This window comes from Thioalkalivibrio versutus, from assembly GCF_001999325.1.
Lineage (GTDB): Bacteria > Pseudomonadota > Gammaproteobacteria > Ectothiorhodospirales > Ectothiorhodospiraceae > Thioalkalivibrio > Thioalkalivibrio versutus.
On record NZ_MVAR01000026.1, the window covers coordinates 69,234 to 89,679 of the forward strand.

The window sequence follows — 20,446 nt, forward strand, 5'->3', positions numbered from 1 at the left end:
ATCCACGGAGGTGATTCAGTCCGGTCAGACGCTGGCAACAGCCGTGCATGACCGTTCCGGCCGTCTCCTGATCCCCGCCGGCATGGTGCTCCAGGACAAGCAGATCCGCGTGCTCCTGTCCTGGGGCATCAGCACTGTCGAGATCGTCGAGGACGAACATGCTGCAGCCAACGATTCCCGGGACGACGCGGTCCCGGACCTGGCCGCGGATGCCCGGCCCACGCCGGAGATGGAGGAGCAGGCCGATGCCATCCTGGCCGAGCGCTTCCGTCACTGTGACTTGACCGGCTATCCCATGGACGGCATCTACTCCATCGCGCGTACCCAGCTGCTCGACGAGCTCATGCGCCGCGGCCACAAGGCCCGGAGCGCATGATGACCGTTGCCGAGTTTCTCGAGCAGGATGACTCGTTGTGCAGCTTTTCCGGGAGTTACAACACGATCTTCTCGCGCCTTAGCGACCCGACCGCGAACGTGGCCGGGATTACCGAAGCGGTGGAACTGGACCCGGCCATTGCGGCGAAGACGCTGCGCATGGCCAACTCTTCGCTGTACGGTTTCCCCGAACCGATCGATACCCTGCACCGGGCAGTCTCCATCATCGGCCTGCAACAGATGCGGCAGATCGTGCTGTCGACCATCGTGATCGAGCACTTCCGCGGCCTGCCGGTCATCGGCGTCGACATGGAATCGTTCTGGCGCCACAGCATTGCTGTCGGCGTGCTCAGCCGCTCGATCGCCCGCTTTCGGCGCGAAGCGAACATCGAACGTCTGTACCTCTACGGGATCATGCACGACCTCGGGCGGCTGCTGCTGTTTCTCCGGCTGGGCAGCCGCACCGAGGAGCTGATCAACATCCGCGAGCGCGAGCAGTGCCTGTTGTACGAGGCAGAACGCGAGCTGCTGGGTTTTGACCACGCCGCCATCGGGTCCGCCCTGCTGGAGGAATGGGGCATGGCCCCGGCCCAGGTGGAAGCCACGCGCTACCACCATGCCCCGGAAGATGCCCGCGCGTTTCCCGTGGAGACGGCCATCGTGCACGTCGCCGACAGCATCGCCAACTCCTTGCGCCTGGGATCCTCCGGGGAACGTTTCGTGCCCCCGGTTGCCCCGGAGATCTTCGACCGCATTGGCCTGGAGATGGCGGTCTACGAGGACATCATCGGCCACGCCCGCAAGCATCTGGATCAGATGCAGACGATCCTCCTCGACTGAGCCTGTATGCAAGCAAAGGACGCTGTTGCATGAGCCCATCGTACCGCACGCCCGAGGAGGTCAATGCCCTCCATGAGCGCATCCGCTTCCTCGAGGAAGCACTGGAAGCCAACGCCTATGCGATGGATGTGCTCGCCTCGACCACGGCGATCTTCGGCGACACTGACCGTAACCGCAGTCCCGAACTGATCATCCAGAACACCGTCGAGTCCATCCGGCGCCTGCTGCCGACGCAGGACATGGCCGTGTACGTCCTGGACAACGACTGCTCGTTCAACCTGGACTATCAGGAACGCCCCGGGGAACTGGCGCCGGACCTGTCGGAGACTGTCGAGCAACTGATCCAGGACGGCCAGTTCTCCTGGGCGCTGCACCAGAACCATCCGGTCTGTCTGCCCTCCCCGGTCGAGGGCGAGAGTGTGATGCTGCACGTGATCTCGACGCGCACCCGGATTCGCGGGATGTTCGTCGCCCGCTTCCGGCAGGCGGAGCTGCAACGCTACGAGATGATCCTGTCGACACTGACCATGGTGCTGTTCAACACGGCCTATGCCCTGGAGAGTGCCGACCTGTTTCAGATGATGGACCGGCGCCAGAAGGCACTGCAGCGCATCACCGAGCGCCAGTCACGCGAGCTGCTGCACCACATGTCCCATGACTCGCTGACCAACCTGCCCAACCGCATGCTGTTCAGCGACCGGCTGTCGCAGGCGATGGAACGCCACGCGGGTGCTGCGGCGGGTCATGTGGCCTTGATCCTGCTGGATCTGGACAACTTCAAGCGCACCAACGATTCGCTGGGTCACCGCGCCGGCGACGAGCTGATCCGCAAGGTCGCCCAGGACCTGTCCGCTCTGCTGGACCATGCCCGAGAACGCTCGGGACGCCACCTGCGAACCACCCTGTCGCGTCTTGGCGGCGACGAGTTCGGCATCCTCGTCGAGGACACCCATGGACTGGAGGGCGTTGTCCGGCTGGTCACCGATGTCGTGCGCAAAACGGCGACCGAGCGGCAGATCTTCGATCAGCCCGTGGTCAGCAGTGTCTCCTGCGGGATTGCCGTCTACCCCTATGACGGCGAGGATGCGGACACCCTGCTTGGCAATGCCGATGCGGCGATGTACGAGGCCAAGCAGCGCGGTCGCAACGGGTTCCGGTTCTACACTCAGGACCTCAACGCCCGCACCTTCCGCCACTTTGAGCTGGAAAACGAACTGGGGCAGGCAATTGCCAATGATCAGCTAAGACTGCATTACCAGCCCAAGATCGACCTGGACAGCGGCCGAATCATCGGCGCGGAGGCATTGATTCGCTGGCAGCACCCAACGCTGGGTCTGCTGCCCCCCAGCCATTTCATCGAACTGGCGGAGGACATGACCCTGATCGAGGAGATTGGGGAATGGGTGTTGCGCCAGGTCTGTCGGGACCTGCAGTCCCTGCGCCTGGCCGAAGACGAACTGCCGCGTATCGCCATCAATGTCTCCGCGCGCCAACTGCGCCAGCCGGATCTTGCGGGGACCTTCCACCGCATTATCCGCGAGGCCGGCATTCCGCCCCGCTGTATCGAGCTGGAGCTCACCGAGACCGCGATCATGGACGACCCCCAAGGGGCGGCGCGGGTCTTCCAGCGACTGCGTCACGCCGGCATGTCCCTGGCGGTGGATGATTTCGGAACCGGTCATGCGTCCCTCGTGCAGCTCAAGCAGATACCGGCCGACACCCTGAAGATCGACCGCTCCTTCGTGAAGGATCTCGACCAGGGCGAGGAACATTCGCAGATCGTCCGCGCGATCGTCTTGATGGCCCATACCCTGGGGCTGGACGTGATTGCGGAGGGCGTGGAGACCGAACGCCAGGCGGAGATTCTGCAACAGCTGGATTGCCACACCGCCCAGGGCTTCTATTTCTCGCACCCGGTGGCGTTCGATGCGCTTCGGGGTCTGCTCCGCGACCGGACCCAGCTCCCAGCCGCGACCGCCTGACACCGTTCGTCACCCCGGACGCATGGGCCCGGGCGGCCTCGGCCTAGTCCGTCTGGGGCTCGGTCAGGGTCGCCGGGTTCAGCAAGGCCTGCAGGCGTTCACGCGGGATGTCCGTTTGTTCCGCCGCGACATCAACGATCGGCCGGCCACTGGCGTACGCCTCCTTGGCAATCCGGGCACCGGCCTCGTAGCCGATCTCTGCGTTCAGCGCCGTCACCAGGATCGGGTTGCGGTCCAGCGCCGCGCGCAAGACCTCCTCGTTGACGGTGAAGCCGGCGATGGCCCGATCGGCAAGGTGTTCGGCCGCGCGCGCCAGCAGACCCATCTGGTTGAGCAGATTGTCGGCGATCAGCGGCAGGCCGACGTTGAGCTGGAAATTGCCCCCCTGTCCCGCGGCGGCGACCGCGGCGTCCAGGCCCACGACCTGCTGCGCGGCCATGATCACCGCCTCGGGGATCACCGGGTTGACCTTGCCCGGCATAATCGAACTGCCCGGTTGCAGGGCCGGCAGGGCGATCTCACCCAGTCCGGCCAGCGGGCCCGAATTCATCCAGCGCAGGTCGTTGGCGATCTTGATCAGGCTGGTGGCCGTGGTGCGCAGCTGGCCGGAGAGCTCCACTGCGGTGTCCTGGCTGGCCAGTGCCGCAAAGCCGTTGGGTTCGCGCTCGAACGCGATCCCGGTGCGCTCCGCCAGGCGGTGGGTGACCCGGTCCCCGAACTGGGCCGGTGCATTGATGCCGGTGCCCACCGCCGTGGCGCCGATCGCCAGTCGGTTGACCCGCGCGCGCGTGTCGCGAAGGCGTTCGACGTCCAGTTCCAGTTGCCGGCGCCAGCCGGACAGCTCCTGACTCATCCGCACCGGCATCGCGTCCATCAGATGGGTGCGTCCGGTCTTCACGATTGCGGTCAGTTCGCCCTCGCGCCGGGCGATGGTCGCAATGAGATGACGCAAGGCCGGCATCAGCTGCTTTTCCATCTGAACGGACGCAGCCACATGCAGGGCGGTGGGGATCACGTCATTGGAGCTTTGGGAACGGTTGACGTGATCGTTCGGGTGGACCGTCAAGGCATCACTCGAGGCCAGTCTTGCGATCACCTCGTTCATGTTCATGTTGCTGCTGGTCCCGGAACCGGTCTGATAGACATCCACCGGGAAGGCATCGGCATGCTCGCCGCTGGCGATGGTCTCGGCGGCCGCGACGATCGCCCCGGCCACCTCGTCCGGGAGCTGGTCGAGCCCCTGGTTGGCCTCGGCGCAGGCGGCCTTCGTCTGGGCCAGGGCGCGAATGAAGGCCTGGGGCAGCGGCCGCCCGCTGATGTGGAAGTTGTCCACAGCGCGCTGGGTCTGGGCGCCCCACAGGGCTTGCTCCGGGACCTCCACCGTCCCGAGACTGTCCTGTTCCTGACGCATTGCGGGCTTCGACATGCCTTCCTCCTGGTTTGCGCGTGGCGCGATGCTGTATTGCAGTTGAGCACCTTAGTATACTGCGCCGCCTGTCCCGAACCCGACCCCGGAATCCCCATGTCCCTGAGCCCGTTGTCCGCGATCAGCCCCGTCGATGGCCGCTATGCCCGGCATACCCGCGACCTGGCCCCCTACTTCTCCGAACAAGGTCTGATGCAGGCCCGCGTGCGGGTGGAGATCGCCTGGCTCAAGGCCCTGGCCGCCGAGCCCGCGATCCCCGAGGTCCCGGCGCTGACCGATACGGCCGGCGCCTTCCTCGACGAGATCGCGTTCAGTTTCGACGAAGTGGCCGGGGCGCGCGTGAAGGAGATCGAGGCCACGACGAATCACGACGTGAAGGCGATCGAGTACTACATCAAGGAGCAGATGGCGGATCGCTCCGACCTGCAGAGCCAGATCGAGTTTGTCCACTTTGCCTGCACCTCCGAGGACATCAACAACCTCGCCTATGGCGTGATGGTCCGCGAGGCGCGCGACATGGTGATGCTGCCGGCCCTGGACGCCGTGCTCGCACCGCTGCGCGAACTGTCCGGCCGCTTCGCCGAACAGCCCATGCTCGCGCGCACCCACGGCCAGCCCGCCTCCCCCACCACCATGGGCAAGGAACTGGCCAACGTGGTCGCGCGACTGGAGCGGCAGCGCGCCGAGATCGCCGGGGTGGCCTGCCTCGGCAAGATCAATGGCGCGGTGGGCAACTTCAACGCCCATTCCGTGGCCTACCCCGAGGTCGACTGGCCGTCCCTGTCGCGCCGGATGATCGAGAGTCTGGGCCTGGAACCGAACACCCATACGACCCAAATCGAGCCGCACGACTTCCTGGCGGAGTTGTTCCACGCGTTCATGCGCGCGAACACGATCCTTCTGGATGCGTCGCGCGACATCTGGGGCTACATCTCGCTGGGCTATTTCAAGCAGAAGGTGGTCGCCGGCGAAGTCGGCTCCTCGACCATGCCGCACAAGGTCAACCCGATCGACTTCGAGAACGCCGAGGGCAACCTGGGTCTGGCCAACGCCCTGTTCGACCACCTGGCGAGCAAGCTGCCCGTTTCGCGGTTCCAGCGCGACCTGACCGACTCCACCGTGCTGCGCAACATCGGCCTGGCATTCGCCTGGTCGCTGATCGCCTACAAGGCGTTCGGCCGCGGCCTGGGCAAGCTGGAGATCGAGCCGGGACGCCTGGCAGAGGACCTGGACCAGAACTGGGAGGTCCTCGGCGAGGCTGTGCAGACCGTGATGCGCCGCTACGGCATCGAGTCGCCCTACGAGAAGCTCAAGGAACTGACCCGGGGTCAGCGCATCACCCCCGAGGGCCTGGCGGCGTTCATCGACGGCCTCGACATCCCGGAAGAGGCCCGTGCCCGCCTGCGCCAGCTGACGCCGGGCAGCTACACCGGGATCGCCGACCGACTCGCGCGCGAACTCTGATCCCGCGCGCGGCATGGCGGCCCCGGACCCGAACCAACCGCTCACGCTACTCGGCGGCCTGACGCCCGCCGAATTCCTGCGCGACTACTGGCAACAGCGCCCGCTACTGGTGCGCGACGCGATTGCGGGTTTCGACAATCCGATCGAGCCCGATGACCTCGCCGGCCTGGCCACCGATCCGGACGCGGCCAGCCGGATCGTCAGCGGGCATGTCGACCGCCAGGACTGGGATGTCGAATACGGCCCCTTCGATGCCGAGCGGCTGGGCGAGCTTCCTGAACGCGACTGGACCCTGCTGGTCACTGACGTGGAGCGCTTCTGGCCCGGTGGCCCGGATTTCCTGTCGCGCTTTGACTTCATCCCGCGCTGGCGCCGGGACGACCTGATGATCTCCTACGCCCCACCCGGCGGTTCGGTCGGGCCGCATGTGGATCAGTACGACGTCTTCCTGTTCCAGGCCGCGGGGCGGCGCCGCTGGCAGATCCAGGACCCTCCGGGGTCGCTGGATTGCCACGACGATCTGCCACTGGCCATCCTGCGGGCATTCGATCCCACCGAGACCTGGGAGCTGGGTCCCGGCGACCTGCTCTACCTGCCCCCCAACCTGCCGCATTACGGACTGTCGCTGGACGACCAGTGCATGACCTGGTCGGTGGGATTTCGCGCCCCGACCATCCTTGATGTCCTGACCGGGTTTCTCGAGGAGCGCGCCAACGTGATCGGCGACCAGGCGCGCTTCGAGGATCCGGGTCGGCACCCGTCCGCGCACGCGGCCGAGCTCCCAACCGCGGATCGCGAGGCGCTGCGCGAGGCCCTGCGTGCCCTGCTGGCGGCGGAGGATCACGATCTGGACGCCTATCTGGGGCGTTTCCTGACCCGCCCCGCCGGCAACGTCGAGCTCGCCCCGGGGGATCCGGGACTGGCGGCCACCGCCGGCCCGGCCGATCGCTTTGCGATCCACCCCGGCGTCCGGCGTGCGTGGTTCCAGGGCCCCGATGGCCCGACCCTGTGCATCGCCGGAAACGACTATCCCGCACAAGCCGTCGCGGCGGACGTTCTCGAAGCCTTCTGTAGCGCGGAGACGCTCAGCATCGCGGAATGGGAGGAGGCAATCCCCATGATCCGGCAGATCCTCGAGGATGGGCTCGAGGCTGGCTGGCTGGCACCGGACGACCCGCGCGAATAGTCACGCCGGGACGACTCCGGGCTCTCAGGCTGCCCGGGGGAGACAGGCCTGCGCGGCCCGCTCGATCAGTGCCGGCCCGGCATCTGGGTGGTGGGCCTCCTCGGTCAGGATGCGCCGCCACTGGCGCGCGCCCGGCTCGCCGTGGAACAGACCCAGGATATGCCGGGTCAGACGCGCCAGCGGCACGCCATCACGGCGCATCCCCTCTGCAATCCCCAAGATGCCCTCCAGAACCTCTTCACGCGTCGGGTCGTCCCCGCCCCCGAAATACAGGCGGTCCACCACCGACAGGCTCCAGGGCTGGTGGTAGGCCAGCCGTCCGAACATGACCCCGTCCACATGCTGCAGGTGCGCGCGCGCGGCGCCGACGTCATCCAGTCCGCCGTTCAGGACAATCGTCAGGTCGGGGAACTCGGCCTTCAGCCGATAGACGCGTTGATAGTCCAGCGGGGGAACGTCGCGATTGTCCTTTGGACTGAGGCCCTGGAGCCAGGCCTTGCGCGCGTGCACCACGAAGTGGCGGCACCCGGCGGCGGCCACGCGTTCGACAAAGGCGTGCAGGTCGGCCTCCGAGTCCTGGTCGTCAATGCCGATGCGGTGCTTGACGGTGACGGGGACGTCAACGGACTGCTGCATGGCTGCGACGCACTCGGCCACCAGCCCCGGTTGTGCCATCAGGCAGGCCCCGAACGCGCCCGACTGCACACGGTCGGAGGGACAACCCACGTTTAGGTTGATCTCGTCGTAGCCGTGATCCGCCGCGATGCGGGCGGCCTGCGCCAGCGTGGCCGGATCGGAGCCGCCCAGCTGCAGCGCGATCGGGTGTTCCACCGGGGAGAACCCCAGCAACCGGTCGCGATCCCCGTGGATGACCGCGTTGGCATGCACCATCTCGGTGTACAACAATGCCCGTCGGGTCAGCAGCCGATGGAACCGGCGACACCAGGTGTCCGTCCAGTCCATCATCGGCGCAACCGAAAACCGCGGGTCGGGAGCGTGGCCCGCGTTACCCATTCACAGAATCTCCATGCCGCGCAGGCGGCGGCCAAAAGTCAGAAAGGATTGCCATCATGTCGGAAAGCGAAGTGCCTGAAACCTTTCGCGATAGTGTCTCACACATGGTCGACCGGGCCATGAGCTACCTCGATCTTCCCGAGGGGGCCCGGGAGGCCGTCAAGACCTGCGACTCGGTCATTCAGGTGAGCTTTCCGATCCGCTTTCGCGACCGTATCGAGGTGTTCAAGGGCTGGCGCGCGGTGCATTCCGCCCATCGCTTGCCGGCCAAGGGCGGCCTGCGGTTTTCGCCGACCATGGACCAGGACCACGCCGAGGCCCTGGCGGCCCTGATGACCTACAAATGCGCCATCGTGGATATCCCCTTCGGAGGGTCCAAGGGCGGCCTGCGCATCGACCCGCAGAAGTACAACGAATGGGAGATGGAGCGCATTACCCGACGGTTTGCCCACGAACTGATTCAACGCGACTACATCAGCCCGGCCCAGAACGTCCCCGCGCCGGATGTGGGGACGTCCCAGCGCGAGATGGCCTGGATCATGGAGACCTATCGCGATCGCCACCCGGAGGACCTCGACCATGCCGCTTCGGTGACCGGCAAGCCGGTCGAGCTGGGCGGCATGGTCGGGCGCCTGGAGGCCACCGGTCGCGGTGTCCAGTACGCGTTGCAGGCCTTTTTCCGCGAAGGCTCGGCGGCCCGCGAGGCCGGGTTCGAGGGCGGCCTGGGTGACCGGCGCATCATCATCCAGGGCTTCGGCAACGTTGGCTATTACGCCGCGCGCTTCCTGCAGGAGGACGATCACGCGAAGATTGTCGGCGTCATCAAGAGCGATGGCGGGGTGTATTCCGAGGACGGGATCGATATCGAGGCCCTGCACGACTACGTGCGCCGCAGCGGCACCATGGAGGGTTTCGCGGGGGTCGAGTTCGTGCGCGATGGCAACCGCATCATGGAACGCGAATGCGACATCCTGATTCCGGCCGCCCTGGAAGGCGCCATCCATCGGGATAACGTCGACCAAATCCAGGCCCGGCTAATCGCCGAGGCCGCCAACGGTCCCTGCACCTGGGAGGCCGACCAGGCCCTGCGCGAACGCGGCGTCCCGATCCTGCCGGATGTGTACGTCAACGCCGGCGGCGTCATCGTGTCCTACTTCGAGTGGGTGCGGAATCTGTCCCACATGCGCTTCGGGCGCCTGGAGCGCCGCTACGACCAGGCCCAGGGCCAGCACATCGTCAGTGCCATCGAGATGATGACCAACGAGAGTGTCCCCGAATGGATTCGTGATGCCGTGGTGCGCGGGGCCGAGGAAATCGACCTGGTCCGCTCCGGCCTGGACGACGCCATGCGCGAGGCCTTCCGCGAGATGCACGAGGTCCGCGAGATGGAAAGCAATGGCGAGGTGCTCGACTACCGCACCGCCGCCTATCTGATCGCGCTGCGCAAGATCATTCGTGCCCGCAGCGACCTGAAACTGATCTGATGCCGCCGCGCCGCGCCGCGCCGCGTCAGGGGCGGGAGTATCCCCCTTACCCCGGCTTCCGATAGCGCGATTCGAGCGCCGCAAACAGGGCCCGCAGGCCCATCGCCTCGCCGCCCTTGGGCCGCCCCGGGCGCGCGCGATCGTTAAAGGCCATGATGTCGAAATGCATCCAGGTCGTGCCCTCCGGGACAAACTCCTTGAGAAACAGACCGGCGGTAATGGCTCCGGCGTGGCCCCCGGTGGTGCTGTTCACGATGTCCGCCACGTCACTGTCCAGCATGTACCGATAAGGCGTGTGCAGCGGCAGTTGGCAGACCGGGTCATCCCATTCGCGCGCCGGCTCGACCAGTGCTCGCGCCCAGCCCTCGTCCTGGGTGAAGCAGGCGCTGATCTCGGTCCCCACGGCGACGCGCGCCGCCCCGGTGAGCGTCGCAAAGTCCACCAGCAGGTCCGGATGGAACGACCCCGCACGATCCAGCAGATCGGCCAGGACCAGGCGCCCCTCGGCGTCCGTGTTGTCGATCTCGATCCGCTTGCCGTTGCGTGCGGTCAGCACATCGCCCGGGCGGAAGGCCCCTGCCCCGATGGCGTTCTCCACGGCCCCGATCAGCACCGTCAGCCGCACCGGGAGTGCCTGCGCCATAATCAGGCGCGCCAGCCCCAGCACGATCGCCGCCCCGCCCATGTCCTTCTTCATCTGGCGCATGGAATTGCCGGGCTTCAGGTTCAGGCCACCAGAATCGAAGCACACGCCCTTGCCCACCAGCACCAGCGACGGCGCGTCGGGCGCCCCCCAGGTCAGTTCGATCACCCGTGCCCCATGGTCGCTGGCAGCCCCCACGGCGTGGATACAGGGGAAATCCTGCTCCAGCTTGTCGCTGTCGCTGACCAGATGCAGGCTGCTGCCGAATTCCTCGGCCAGCTCCCGTGCCTTCAACACCAGGTTGGCCGGCATCATGTCGGCCGCCGGGGTGTTGATCAGGTCGCGGGTCAGCCCGATGGACTGCACAAACGCGAGGACCCGCGCCTGATCCGCGTCTTCCGGCCACACCAGCCGCGGCGACCGCGCCAGCGGTTCGCGGTAACGCTCGAAGCGGTAACGTCCCAGACCCCAGCCAATGGCCGCCAAGTTCTGGATCTCGGGGTTCAGGGGGTCGGTTTCCAGACGGTAATCCCCCGTCCCGAGGGTCTCCGCCGCCGCGGCCACCATCCAGATCGGAGTTTCCGCATCGAAGCCGGCCAGCACCGCCGCCAGTCCGCCCTCGGCATCGGGGATGCGCAGGGTTGCGCCCGGCTCCGCCTCGAACCCGGAGGCTTCCACCCATTTGCGCCAGCTCTCCGGCGCACTCTCCAGGCGGACCGGCAGCGACTCGCGGCTGACCGGGATCAGGGGAACGGCGGTTTCGGACGACGCAACAAAAACAGAATCCACGCGGCTTTCCTCGAAAACGATTCAAAGCCTTCATAATACCTACCTTGTCGACCCTTCGGGGTCGTGTTCCCCTAGCCTTACAGGATGTGACGATGACGCCAGCGCTGGAGATTCGCGGGCTCAAGAAGACCTACAAAAACGGATTCGAGGCCCTCAAGGGCATCGACCTCGAGGTGGCCCCGGGCAGCTTCTTCGCCCTGCTGGGGCCCAACGGGGCCGGCAAGTCGACGACCATCGGGATCATTACCTCGCTGATCAACAAGACCGCCGGCACGGTCAAGGTCTTCGGCCATGACGTGGATACCGACCTGCAGGCAGTGAAGCGCTCCATCGGGCTGGTCCCTCAGGAGTTCAACTTCAACAACTTCGAGCCGATTGGCGAGATCGTGGTCAATCAGGCCGGCTACTACGGCATCCCCCGGCGCGAGGCCTGGAAACGCTGCGAGCACTACCTCAAGGAGCTGGGGCTTTGGGAAAAGCGCAAGGACATGGCGCGCACGCTCTCCGGCGGCATGAAGCGCCGCCTGATGATCGCCCGCGCTCTGGTCCACGAACCGCGCCTGCTGATTCTCGACGAACCCACCGCCGGGGTCGATATCGAGCTGCGGCGTTCGATGTGGGACTTTCTGACCCGCATCAATACCGACGGGCGCAGCATCATCCTGACCACGCACTACCTGGAAGAGGCGGAGACTCTGTGCCGCAACATCGCGATCATCGATGACGGTGCGATCATCGAGAACACCACGATGAAGCAGCTGTTGGCCAAGCTCGAGACCGAGACCATGGTGCTGGATTTAAGCGAGCCGCCACCCGGCATCCCGCTGGATTCCCCGATTGCCCTGCGCCAGGTGGACGAGATGACGCTGGAGGCCGATATCCGCAGCGGCCAGCACCTGAACGACCTGTTCCGGGTGCTGGACCAGGCCGGCATTCGCGTCCAGAGCATGCGCAACAAGGCCAACCGGCTGGAGGAACTCTTCATCCGCATGACCCGCCCCGGCCAGAGCCCCAGCCATCTGACCCCCGGCGCCAGCGGGACCACCGAGCAGCCGGAGAATCAGGCATGAGCGACTCCCATCTGCGCGATTACTGGACCGCCTTCCGGACCATCGTCAGCAAGGAAGTGCTGCGCTTTGCCCGGATCTGGGTGCAGACGGTCCTGCCCCCGGTTATTACCACGGCGCTGTACTTCATCATCTTCGGGGGGTTGATCGGCGAGCGCATCGGAGAGATGGAAGGCTACCGTTACATGGACTTCATCGTCCCGGGCCTGATCATGCTGGCGGTGATCACCAACAGCTATGCCAATGTGGTGTCGTCGTTCTTCGGCTCCAAGTTCCAGCGCCACATCGAGGAACTGCTGGTCTCGCCCATCCCCAACAGCGTGATCATTCTCGGGTTCGTCTTTGGCGGCGTGGCGCGGGGCCTGGCGGTCGGCGTGGCCGTACTGCTGGTCTCGCTGTTCTTCAGCCCGCTCAGCATCCACAACCCCGGCGTAATGCTGATCATCGTGCTGATGACGTCCATCCTGTTTGCCCTCGCCGGGCTGATCAACGGTGTCTTCGCGCGTACCTTCGACGACATCGCCATCGTCCCGACCTTCATCCTGACGCCGCTGACCTATCTGGGCGGGGTGTTCTACTCCATCAGCCTGTTGCCGGAGTTCTGGCAGGGCGTGTCCATGCTGAACCCGATCCTCTACATGGTCGACGCCTTCCGTTACGGCAGCCTGGGCCATAGCGACTTCCCGATCGCCATGTCCTTTGCCATCATTGCCGGGTTCATTGCGGTCATGTACGGGGTTGCGTTGGTCCTGCTCAACCGGGGCGTGGGGATTCGATCCTGAGACGCGCAGGCCGCGAAACTCCGGGAGACCGCCTTCCGACGCTGTTTATTGCCCGAAAAAACGTGGTATAAAGCGGAAACTCTGCAGGGCAACGGCCATATGGGTAACAACAGAAAGACTTTGCATTTCTTTCTGGCGGGCACCGCCGGACTCACCATTCTGGTGGGCACCAGCCTGCTTCTCGCCTCCCAGCCCTCCGAGACGTCCCAACCGCTGAAAATCGGCGCCGGCAATCCCCTCCCCGCTTCCCAGCTCGCGCTCGCCCGTGCGGACCATCCGGCTGGCGGCGCGTCGATACGGACGGCGCATAGTGCCGCATTCGAGGGTGGCGCCCAGACCGTGGCTTTTGCCTCCGACCTGCCGGGCGAGCCCGCCCCGGATTACGACGACGCCACAATCGACCCGGACGCCGAGGCCCCCACTTCCTACGAGACCTTCGATCTCGACGGCGACTCCGATGTCGCCGCTGACGCCGCAGCCACGGACACCGACTGGTACACCCACACCCTGCAGAAAGGCGAGCGTCTGACGGGCCTCTGGGAACGCGAATGGGAACTCCCGCTGGCGACCCTCTACCGCCTGCTGGACGACGACGACAACGCCTCGATCCTGAACCGTGTGCGCCCCGGCCAGGAGATCGAATGGCAGGTCGACGACGAGGGCTACCTGACTCGCCTGCGCCTGTGGACCGACCGGGCCAGCGGGCATGAGTGGGTCCGCGAGGCCGATGGCTGGGAGTTCGAACTCGGCGAAGTCGAGAACGGCCGCGAGGTCAGCCACCTGATCATTACGGCCGAGATCGATGGCAACATCGCCAACGCCTTGACCGAACGCGCGGATATCTCCGCGCGTTCGGCCAACGCCCTGGCCGTGCTGCTGGACCGCTACCTGCCGGTGCGCACCCACGCCCGTACCGGCGACCAGTTCACCCTGCTGGTAGAGCAGGAAACCCTGGTAGGCGACGACACCCCGCTCAACCTGCGTCTGCTGGCATTCGACTACGAAGGCGAGCGCATCGAGATCCGTGCGGCGCGCAACGTCAACGGGCGTTTCTACACCCCGGATGGCGAAAGCCTGCTGCCCCCGTTCGATCGCCGCCCGTTCTCCGGCAACTATCGCATCAGCTCCAGCTTCAACCCGAACCGTCGTCACCCAGTGACCGGGCGCGTGGCCCCGCACCAGGGGACGGACTTCGCCATGCCAATCGGAACTCCGATCCAGGCACCAGCCGACGGTCGCGTAACCCGCGTCGAGAACCACCCGTATGCCGGTCGCTTCATCGTGATCGAGCACGGTCAAGGCTACTCCACCCGCTACCTGCATCTGGACCGCCCGCTGGTGCGCCCGGGTCAGACCGTCGAGCGGGGCGACCGCATCGCATTGTCCGGCAATACCGGTCGCAGTACCGGGCCGCATCTTCACTACGAGATCCACGTGAACAGCCGCCCCCAGAACCCGATGCGCGTGGAACTGCCGGAAAGCGACGCCCTGGAAGGCGACGAGCTCGACCGCTTCAAGTCCATCAGCCAGACCCTGCTGGCCCAGCTGGATAACGGACAGCGCAACCAGCAGGTGGCGTTCACCCCGTTCGAAGAATTGGCCCGCTAACCTCCCATTACGGCCCGTCTCGCGCAATCGCGCCTGGCGGGCTGTGACGGTCCGGTCCTTGGCGACACCCTTGCTCTCCCCCCCCTTGCTCGACTGGGCACGCCTCGAATGGCGTGACGGACAGCCTTTCGCCGCCGACTACGGGGACGGCTACTTCGGCTCCAGCGATCCGCATGCCGAGGTGCGCGAGGTCTTCATCGAGGCCAACGACCTCGCCCGGCGCTTCCGCCAGTGTCAGCGCTTCGTGCTTGCCGAGACCGGCTTCGGGAGCGGGCTCAACCTCTTGCTGGCGCTGCAGGAGTGGCGACGCCACGCGCCCCCCGGCGCCTTCCTGTCTCTGTTGAGCCTCGAGGCCCACCCGCTCGCACCCGCCGACCTTGCGGCCCTGCACCAACGCCTGGGCCTCGACAATGCTGACGCCCGCCAGCTACGGGCCCAGTATCCACCACCGGTTCCCGGACTCCACCGAATCCAGTTCCCCGAGGCCAGGGCCGCGTTGACCCTGGGCCTGGGTGACGCCGCTCCACTTCTTGCACAGATCCGCGGCACCGTGGACGCCTGGTTCTTTGACGGGTTCGCGCCGCGCAGCAATCCCGCCCTGTGGAACACCGGGGTGTTCCGGCAAGTGGCGCGGCTTTCCGCGCCGGGTACTACATTCGGCACCTACACCGCAGCCGGTCAGGTTCGACGCGACCTGGAGAGCACGGGGTTCGAGGTACGCCGGGTGCCCGGTCATGGCCCGAAACGCGAGCGTCTCGTGGGGACCCTTCGGGATACCCAGTCGCCCGCGAAGTCACCGCCCCGCGAGGTACCGCAACGTGTCGCCATCGTGGGGGCCGGGATTGCCGGGCTCAGCGCCGCCCATGCCCTGCAGGCGCGAGGAGTGGAGGTCACGGTCTTCGACCCGAACGGTGTTGGCGGTGGCGCCTCCGGCAACCCGGCGGGCGTCCTGTTGCCGAACCTTCATCCTCGCGACGGGGAGCTGAATACCCTGGCACTCGCGGGGATACGCCGTACCGGTTTCCTTTCCGGACAGCTCGACCCGACCGGCGCATACGGTATCCGGCTGGCAACGGGCGTGGCCTTCCATGGCATCAGCGCCCACGGACGCAAGCGCGTGGAACGTCTGCTGAAAGCGGGTCCCGAACATGCGGCCCTGCTGTTCGACCCTGGCGGGCCGGGTTGCACCGCGGACCCTCACATCTACTACCCGGACGGTCTGGCGATCGACATGCGGGCCCTTTGCGAGGCTGTGGCCCACGACCTGCCGCCCCTGCGCATGGAATCGGTACAGGCGCTGGAGCCGTCGTCCAACGCCGGTCCCGTGCAGGTTGAGAGCGACGCTGGGTCTGAAGCCTTCGACGCGGTCGTAGTGGCGACGGCCGCCGGCGATGGCACCACCTTGTGCCCGGAACAAGCGGGTATCTCCACGGTAACCGGTCAGATGACCCGGGTCCGTGCGGCCTTCCCCGATTGGGGTGGCTTTGTGGCAACAGGTCAGGGCTACTGCATCCCGGAGGGCGGCGGAACCGCCTGGATTGGGGCGACCTATCGCCGCACGGAGGGCCCCGGGGCCGAAAATGAACAGGCACCGCAGGCCGAGGATGATCAGACCAATCTGCGGCATCTTGCCTGGGTTCCAGGGCTACAGGATGCCCAGGCAGTCGAGATCCTTGCGCAGTGGACCGGGGAGCGCGCCGTGGTCCGCGATCGCCTGCCGCTCGTCGGGCGCAGCCGGCTGGATCCCGGTGGCCGTGTACTGTTGAGCCTGGCGCATGGCTCGCGCGGACTGCTCTATGCCCCGCTGGCTGGCGAATGGCTGGCCGATCACCTGCTGGGTCTGATCGAGCCGCTCGAGGCGCAAACTGCGGCTCGGTTCGCCCCGGCGCGTCACTCCGTGCCGGATTCCGGCGCCGCCTCCGACGCGTAGGCCACGTCGTTGCGTCCGGCGGCCTTGACGCGGTACATCGCGTGGTCCGCGGCCATCATCAGGTCCGCCAGGCGCTGACCATCTCGGGGGTAGAAGGCGACCCCGATACTGCACGAGAGGGTCTCCTCCACCGGTTCCATATGGCCGGGGTGCAACTCGAATGGCTGCCGGAAAGCCGCCTGCAACCGTTCGATCAGTCCCCCGGCCTCCTCTCGTCGATTCAACGGCGCACTCAGCACGATGAACTCGTCCCCGCCCAGGCGCACCAGCAGGTCATCCGGACGCAGACTGGCCGCAAGCCGTTGCGCCAGCTGGCGCAGGAGTTCGTCCCCTACGGCATGGCCGTACTGATCGTTCACCGGCTTGAAACGGTCCAGGTCAATGAACAGCAGCGCCAGCTGTCCCTCCTTGCGATCCGCTCGCGCCGCAAGCCGCGGAAATGCCCGATCCAGCGCCGCGCGATTCGCGGTTCTGGTTAACGGGTCCTCCCAGGCCAGGGCCTGCATGCGCTCTTCCAGCTGCTTGCGCTCGGTCACGTCCAGGGCGTGCCACACCACGGCCGACGAACCCTCGAACGGTGCGTCGATTGGGCGTACCCGCGCCTCGTACCAGCGGGTTGCCTCCATTGATGGACTCGTCTCGCCTCCGTGGAACACGCTCGCCTGCAGGCGGTACTGGATCTCCTGCAATTCGCCTTCGCGCAAGGCCCGGCGCACGACGCCGGAAAAGCGCTGCGCGACCTCATCCGGAAGCAGTTCCGCCAGTGTGTGCCCGGCCGCCGTGTGCTGGGGTGCCTGGCCGCGCCGCGCTTCGCCAAAGACCGCGCGAACGAGGCCAGTGTCGTCGATCACCAGGGCATCGCCGGGCATGGCCTCGAACAGCGCGTCCTGAAGATCACGGGCCTCGCTCAACGCGTTGAACAGCATTCGGTTGTCGTGTACATCCACAAAGCTCAACAGGAAGGCCCGCTGCCCTTCCCAGTCAATCGGCACCCAACGCAGTAGATGAAACCGCTGGTCTCCGTCCGCCGTGTGTACGCGAATCTCGCGCCCGCGCGGCTCCTCCAATGCCATTGAAAAATCGAGCGCAGGGGGAAGGCGCCGGCGATCGTCGGCCTGAATCACCCCCAGCGCCGAAAGAGTCTGGCCAGGATCCGGCGACAGGCCGGTCATGCGGGTAAAGGCCGGATTGGCCCAAAGGACCCGGCGCCCCGCGACCACCAGAGTGGCATCCGCCAGACGATTCACGAGCGCCTGATAGCGCGTGAGGGCCTCCCGCCGCTGCCGGATGCCCTCCCCCACACGGAAGGTGTACCCACTAACCGCCAGCAGCCCGACCACGCCCATCACCCACCAGGCGGCCGGGCGCTCCGTGGCGGATGGGTTGGGGACAGGGTGTGCAAGCATCTGCCACTGGCCCCCGGCAAAGGTCACGTCGAGCGCGAGCGGCGCGCTGGCCACGTCGATCTGTTCGGGGTTGTAGAAGACCTCACCGTCGGCGCCGGTCCCGTCGAGGCCGCGCAGGGCCAGTTGCAGGCTGGGCGGGCGCGGGGCCAGACCCGCCTTGCCAAGGATCGTTTCGAAATCCAGCGCAATACTCGACAGTGTCCACGGATTGGCCAACGCCGGCGGATCTTCCGGATCGGTCAGGACCGGGGCGCGCACCAGAAGCCCCCGACCGCCCTGTGCCAACGTCCAGGGCCCGGCGACGACCGTTTGCCGGCTCTCCAGCACTTGTTGATAGGAGGCGCCCTGCTCCGGATGTTCCGCCAGGTTGAGGCCGATCGCGTCCTCGTTGCCATCGCGCGGGTAGACCAGCGCAAGGATCTCGCCGCGCGCCAGGGTCAGAGAGCGAATCAGTTCCGGCTGGCTGCGATAAAGACGGTCCGCTGCCCGGTCGAAGTCATCCTCGGTCAGGTCCGGGTGGACATAGGCATAGGCGGCAAGCCCGATCGTCGCATGGACCGTGCCATTCAGCACGCTTTCCAGTTGGGTCCGAAGGCTGCTTGCCTCCGAGACCACGGCTTGCTGATAGCGGTCGGCCATCTGCTGTTTCCAGCCCTGGTCGATGGCCACGAACAGCAGGGCAAACAGCAACCCGGCAATCAGCGCCGCCACCACCGGGCCGCTGATATGCGGTTCGGTGGTGCGGGCGTCGGCCGGCTGGGCCGCTGGCCGCGCTTCGGATCCTTCCGTTGTGTCCGTGGACTGGGGCATGCCGGATCTTTTCACAGGGACGCTCAGAGCCCCACTATGCGCCTTTCCCGGGCCTGGCTGAACCGTTGCATGGATGTAACACGAACCTTCGCCTCACGCCTCGTGATCGAGCGTGCCCTCGGACCCGTCGTTCTGCCTCTTCCAGGTCGCCGCGAGATGTCGCTTCTCGGCGGGTCGCAGGCGTTTGATACGTTGTTCCTCGCGCAATGCCTCGCCGTGGCCGGGAAACACCTTCGCCCCCAGGAGCTGCTCCGGCGGGTACATGCGGGTGAAACGCGCCCCGCGCCCCGCACGATGAGCGGCCAGACGCGCCGCAAGCCGCGGTGTAACCCCGGTATAGATCCGGGCACCGCGGCACTCCAGGAGATAGACGTACCAGGGTTGGGGGCTGGCCACGATCACACACCCGGGTAGAAATGATTGGTGGGGACGGCCGGAATCGAACCGGCACGGCCTTGCGGCCAGCGGATTTTAAGTCCGGGTTACGGACTGTTTCATGCATTTCCGTGGATTATCAAAAACATCGGTTTTCAACGGCTTGTGCATTTTTCACCCCTATAGATAATGCAGTTTCATTAGCGGATATTGTGGTTCTTGGGTGACATGGCGGTGACACGAAGCCCCGTGTCACCCAAGCAAGCAGGCCCCGAAGGTGCGGTAACACCCCCCGAGGCCCTGACCACCGGCAACCTGAAATGGAGGTGCCAATGGCTACCCGGAATAGTACCACCCGCCAGAACTTCACCGCCGGCCGCGGGGCGGCTATTGAGTGCGCGCCCGACAAACAGCAAGCCTACTACTGAGACTCCGGCCAGCCAGGCCTGGGCATCCGCGCCACGGTCCGCGCCCGGTCCTATATCTTTCAGCGCAAGCCCGCCGGCAAGCAGGTGCGGGTGACCATTGGCGACTGCGCCTCCTGGGGAATCGACCAAGCACGCGCCGAAGCCAAGCGCCTCAGCATCCTGATCGACCAGGGTATCGACCCGAGGCAGGAGAAGGCCGAGCGCCTGCGGGCGCTGGATTCGTCGTGGCGGGAACAGGAACGCGCCACGGTAGCGCTGGCGACTGTCTGGGAAGCGTACACGGCTGCACGGGCGCAGGATTGGAGCGAGGCGCACCGGCGGGACCATGAACAGGCGATGACCGCTCCAGGGTGGCAGATTGATCGCAAGCGCAACACGAAGGCGGGGCGCTCTATCCGCTACGGGATCTGCGCCTCGAGGAACTGACCGGCAGCCGCCTGGAAAACTGGCTCGACACCGAGCGCAAATCGCGGCCGGCGTATGCTGCTCGCGCCTTTCGCCTCCTTCGCGCCTGCCTCCGGTGGGCTGAGGGCCGGCCCGAGTATGCCGGTCTCGCTGATCCTGGCCGGGTGCTGACTGGAGACGTTCGCCGGAAGGTGCCCAAGCTCGGCGCGCGGGATGACTGCCTGCAACGCGAGCAGCTCCCCCTTTGGTTCGACGCGGTGCGGACGCTGGCGGACCCCGCGAAGGCCGCATACCTGCAAGGGCTCCAACTGACCGGCGCGCGCCGCGAGGAACTGGCGCGGTTGCACTGGGATGACGTGGAGTTCCAATGGGGCGCGTTGACCATCCGGGACAAAGTGGAAGGCGAGCGGGTTGAGCTGGTCTAATTTCCGT

Annotated in this window: 17 protein-coding genes; 11 read left to right on the forward strand and 6 right to left on the reverse strand. The window is 66.2% G+C overall.

Features of this window, described 5'->3' with window-relative positions:
- The first annotated feature begins 43 nt into the window (after nucleotides 1–43).
- From B0684_RS10200 to B0684_RS10210, 3 genes are read left to right on the forward strand one after another with little or no spacing between them, the layout of a single operon-like run.
- Complete coding sequence (locus B0684_RS10200) at nucleotides 44–376, forward strand: hypothetical protein (RefSeq protein ID WP_018169789.1); 333 nt, start codon at nucleotides 44–46, stop codon at nucleotides 374–376.
- Nucleotides 376–1,215, forward strand: coding sequence for an HDOD domain-containing protein (locus tag B0684_RS10205; protein WP_018176789.1), 840 nt, complete (start codon nucleotides 376–378; stop codon nucleotides 1,213–1,215). The genes B0684_RS10200 and B0684_RS10205 overlap by 1 nt, the downstream gene beginning before the upstream one ends.
- Nucleotides 1,216–1,244: 29 nt before the next feature.
- Nucleotides 1,245–3,197, forward strand: a complete 1,953-nt coding sequence (locus B0684_RS10210; protein WP_018176788.1) for a putative bifunctional diguanylate cyclase/phosphodiesterase — start codon at nucleotides 1,245–1,247, stop codon at nucleotides 3,195–3,197.
- Between the two features lie 43 nt (nucleotides 3,198–3,240).
- Here B0684_RS10210 and B0684_RS10215 read toward each other — a convergent pair whose 3' ends face one another.
- Nucleotides 3,241–4,623 carry a class II fumarate hydratase gene (locus tag B0684_RS10215; protein ID WP_018650137.1) on the reverse strand — a complete coding sequence of 461 codons (1,383 nt, stop codon included), beginning with the start codon at nucleotides 4,621–4,623 and terminating at the stop codon, nucleotides 3,241–3,243.
- A 96-nt stretch (nucleotides 4,624–4,719) separates the two neighbouring features.
- Between B0684_RS10215 and purB the strand changes: the two genes are divergently transcribed.
- Both purB and B0684_RS10225 read left to right on the forward strand, forming a co-directional pair.
- Entirely contained in the window at nucleotides 4,720–6,087 is a 1,368-nt protein-coding gene (purB, locus tag B0684_RS10220) for an adenylosuccinate lyase (RefSeq protein WP_018650136.1), read from the forward strand.
- A gap of 13 nt (nucleotides 6,088–6,100) precedes the next feature.
- Nucleotides 6,101–7,273, forward strand: coding sequence for a cupin domain-containing protein (locus tag B0684_RS10225; RefSeq protein WP_018650135.1), 1,173 nt, complete (start codon nucleotides 6,101–6,103; stop codon nucleotides 7,271–7,273).
- 24 nt (nucleotides 7,274–7,297) lie between these two features.
- On the opposite strand, the gene dusA is transcribed toward B0684_RS10225, so the two are convergent.
- Nucleotides 7,298–8,287 (reverse strand): tRNA dihydrouridine(20/20a) synthase DusA, encoded by a 990-nt coding sequence (gene dusA / locus B0684_RS10230; RefSeq protein ID WP_018650134.1) that lies wholly within the window; start codon nucleotides 8,285–8,287, stop codon nucleotides 7,298–7,300.
- A gap of 56 nt (nucleotides 8,288–8,343) precedes the next feature.
- Here dusA and B0684_RS10235 point away from each other — a divergent pair, with 56 nt between their 5' ends.
- Complete coding sequence (locus B0684_RS10235; protein ID WP_018650133.1) at nucleotides 8,344–9,771, forward strand: Glu/Leu/Phe/Val family dehydrogenase; 1,428 nt, start codon at nucleotides 8,344–8,346, stop codon at nucleotides 9,769–9,771.
- A 46-nt stretch (nucleotides 9,772–9,817) separates the two neighbouring features.
- Here the strand turns inward: B0684_RS10235 and B0684_RS10240 are convergent, their stop codons facing one another.
- A complete protein-coding gene (locus tag B0684_RS10240) occupies nucleotides 9,818–11,203 on the reverse strand; it encodes a leucyl aminopeptidase family protein (RefSeq protein ID WP_018650132.1) in 1,386 nt (461 codons plus the stop codon).
- A 92-nt stretch (nucleotides 11,204–11,295) separates the two neighbouring features.
- Here B0684_RS10240 and B0684_RS10245 point away from each other — a divergent pair, with 92 nt between their 5' ends.
- The 4 genes from B0684_RS10245 (at nucleotide 11,296) to mnmC2 (ending at nucleotide 16,590) form a co-directional block, all read left to right on the forward strand.
- On the forward strand, nucleotides 11,296–12,273 hold the full coding sequence (locus tag B0684_RS10245) for an ABC transporter ATP-binding protein (RefSeq protein ID WP_018169798.1): 978 nt from the start codon (nucleotides 11,296–11,298) through the stop codon (nucleotides 12,271–12,273).
- Nucleotides 12,270–13,052, forward strand: coding sequence for an ABC transporter permease (locus B0684_RS10250; protein WP_018169799.1), 783 nt, complete (start codon nucleotides 12,270–12,272; stop codon nucleotides 13,050–13,052). Before B0684_RS10245 ends, B0684_RS10250 begins: the two co-directional genes overlap by 4 nt.
- Nucleotides 13,053–13,151: 99 nt before the next feature.
- Nucleotides 13,152–14,660, forward strand: a complete 1,509-nt coding sequence (locus tag B0684_RS10255; RefSeq protein WP_043690068.1) for a peptidoglycan DD-metalloendopeptidase family protein — start codon at nucleotides 13,152–13,154, stop codon at nucleotides 14,658–14,660.
- Nucleotides 14,661–14,745: 85 nt separating this feature from the next.
- Nucleotides 14,746–16,590, forward strand: coding sequence for a tRNA (5-methylaminomethyl-2-thiouridine)(34)-methyltransferase MnmC2 (mnmC2, locus tag B0684_RS10260; RefSeq protein ID WP_018176780.1), 1,845 nt, complete (start codon nucleotides 14,746–14,748; stop codon nucleotides 16,588–16,590).
- On the opposite strand, the gene B0684_RS10265 is transcribed toward mnmC2, so the two are convergent.
- Both B0684_RS10265 and B0684_RS10270 read right to left on the reverse strand, forming a co-directional pair.
- Nucleotides 16,551–18,806 (reverse strand): sensor domain-containing diguanylate cyclase, encoded by a 2,256-nt coding sequence (locus tag B0684_RS10265; protein WP_018176779.1) that lies wholly within the window; start codon nucleotides 18,804–18,806, stop codon nucleotides 16,551–16,553. The two genes, mnmC2 and B0684_RS10265, sit on opposite strands and share 40 nt — an antisense overlap.
- Nucleotides 18,807–18,899: 93 nt before the next feature.
- Nucleotides 18,900–19,208, reverse strand: coding sequence for a GIY-YIG nuclease family protein (locus B0684_RS10270; RefSeq protein WP_018176778.1), 309 nt, complete (start codon nucleotides 19,206–19,208; stop codon nucleotides 18,900–18,902).
- Between the two features lie 425 nt (nucleotides 19,209–19,633).
- On the opposite strand from B0684_RS10270, the gene B0684_RS10280 reads away from it, so the two are divergent.
- Complete coding sequence (locus B0684_RS10280) at nucleotides 19,634–20,035, forward strand: Arm DNA-binding domain-containing protein (RefSeq protein ID WP_269844076.1); 402 nt, start codon at nucleotides 19,634–19,636, stop codon at nucleotides 20,033–20,035.
- Here the strand turns inward: B0684_RS10280 and B0684_RS13950 are convergent.
- Nucleotides 20,008–20,446 (reverse strand): hypothetical protein (locus B0684_RS13950; RefSeq protein ID WP_233123432.1); only part of this gene is annotated, 439 nt, incomplete at its 5' end. The two genes, B0684_RS10280 and B0684_RS13950, sit on opposite strands and share 28 nt — an antisense overlap.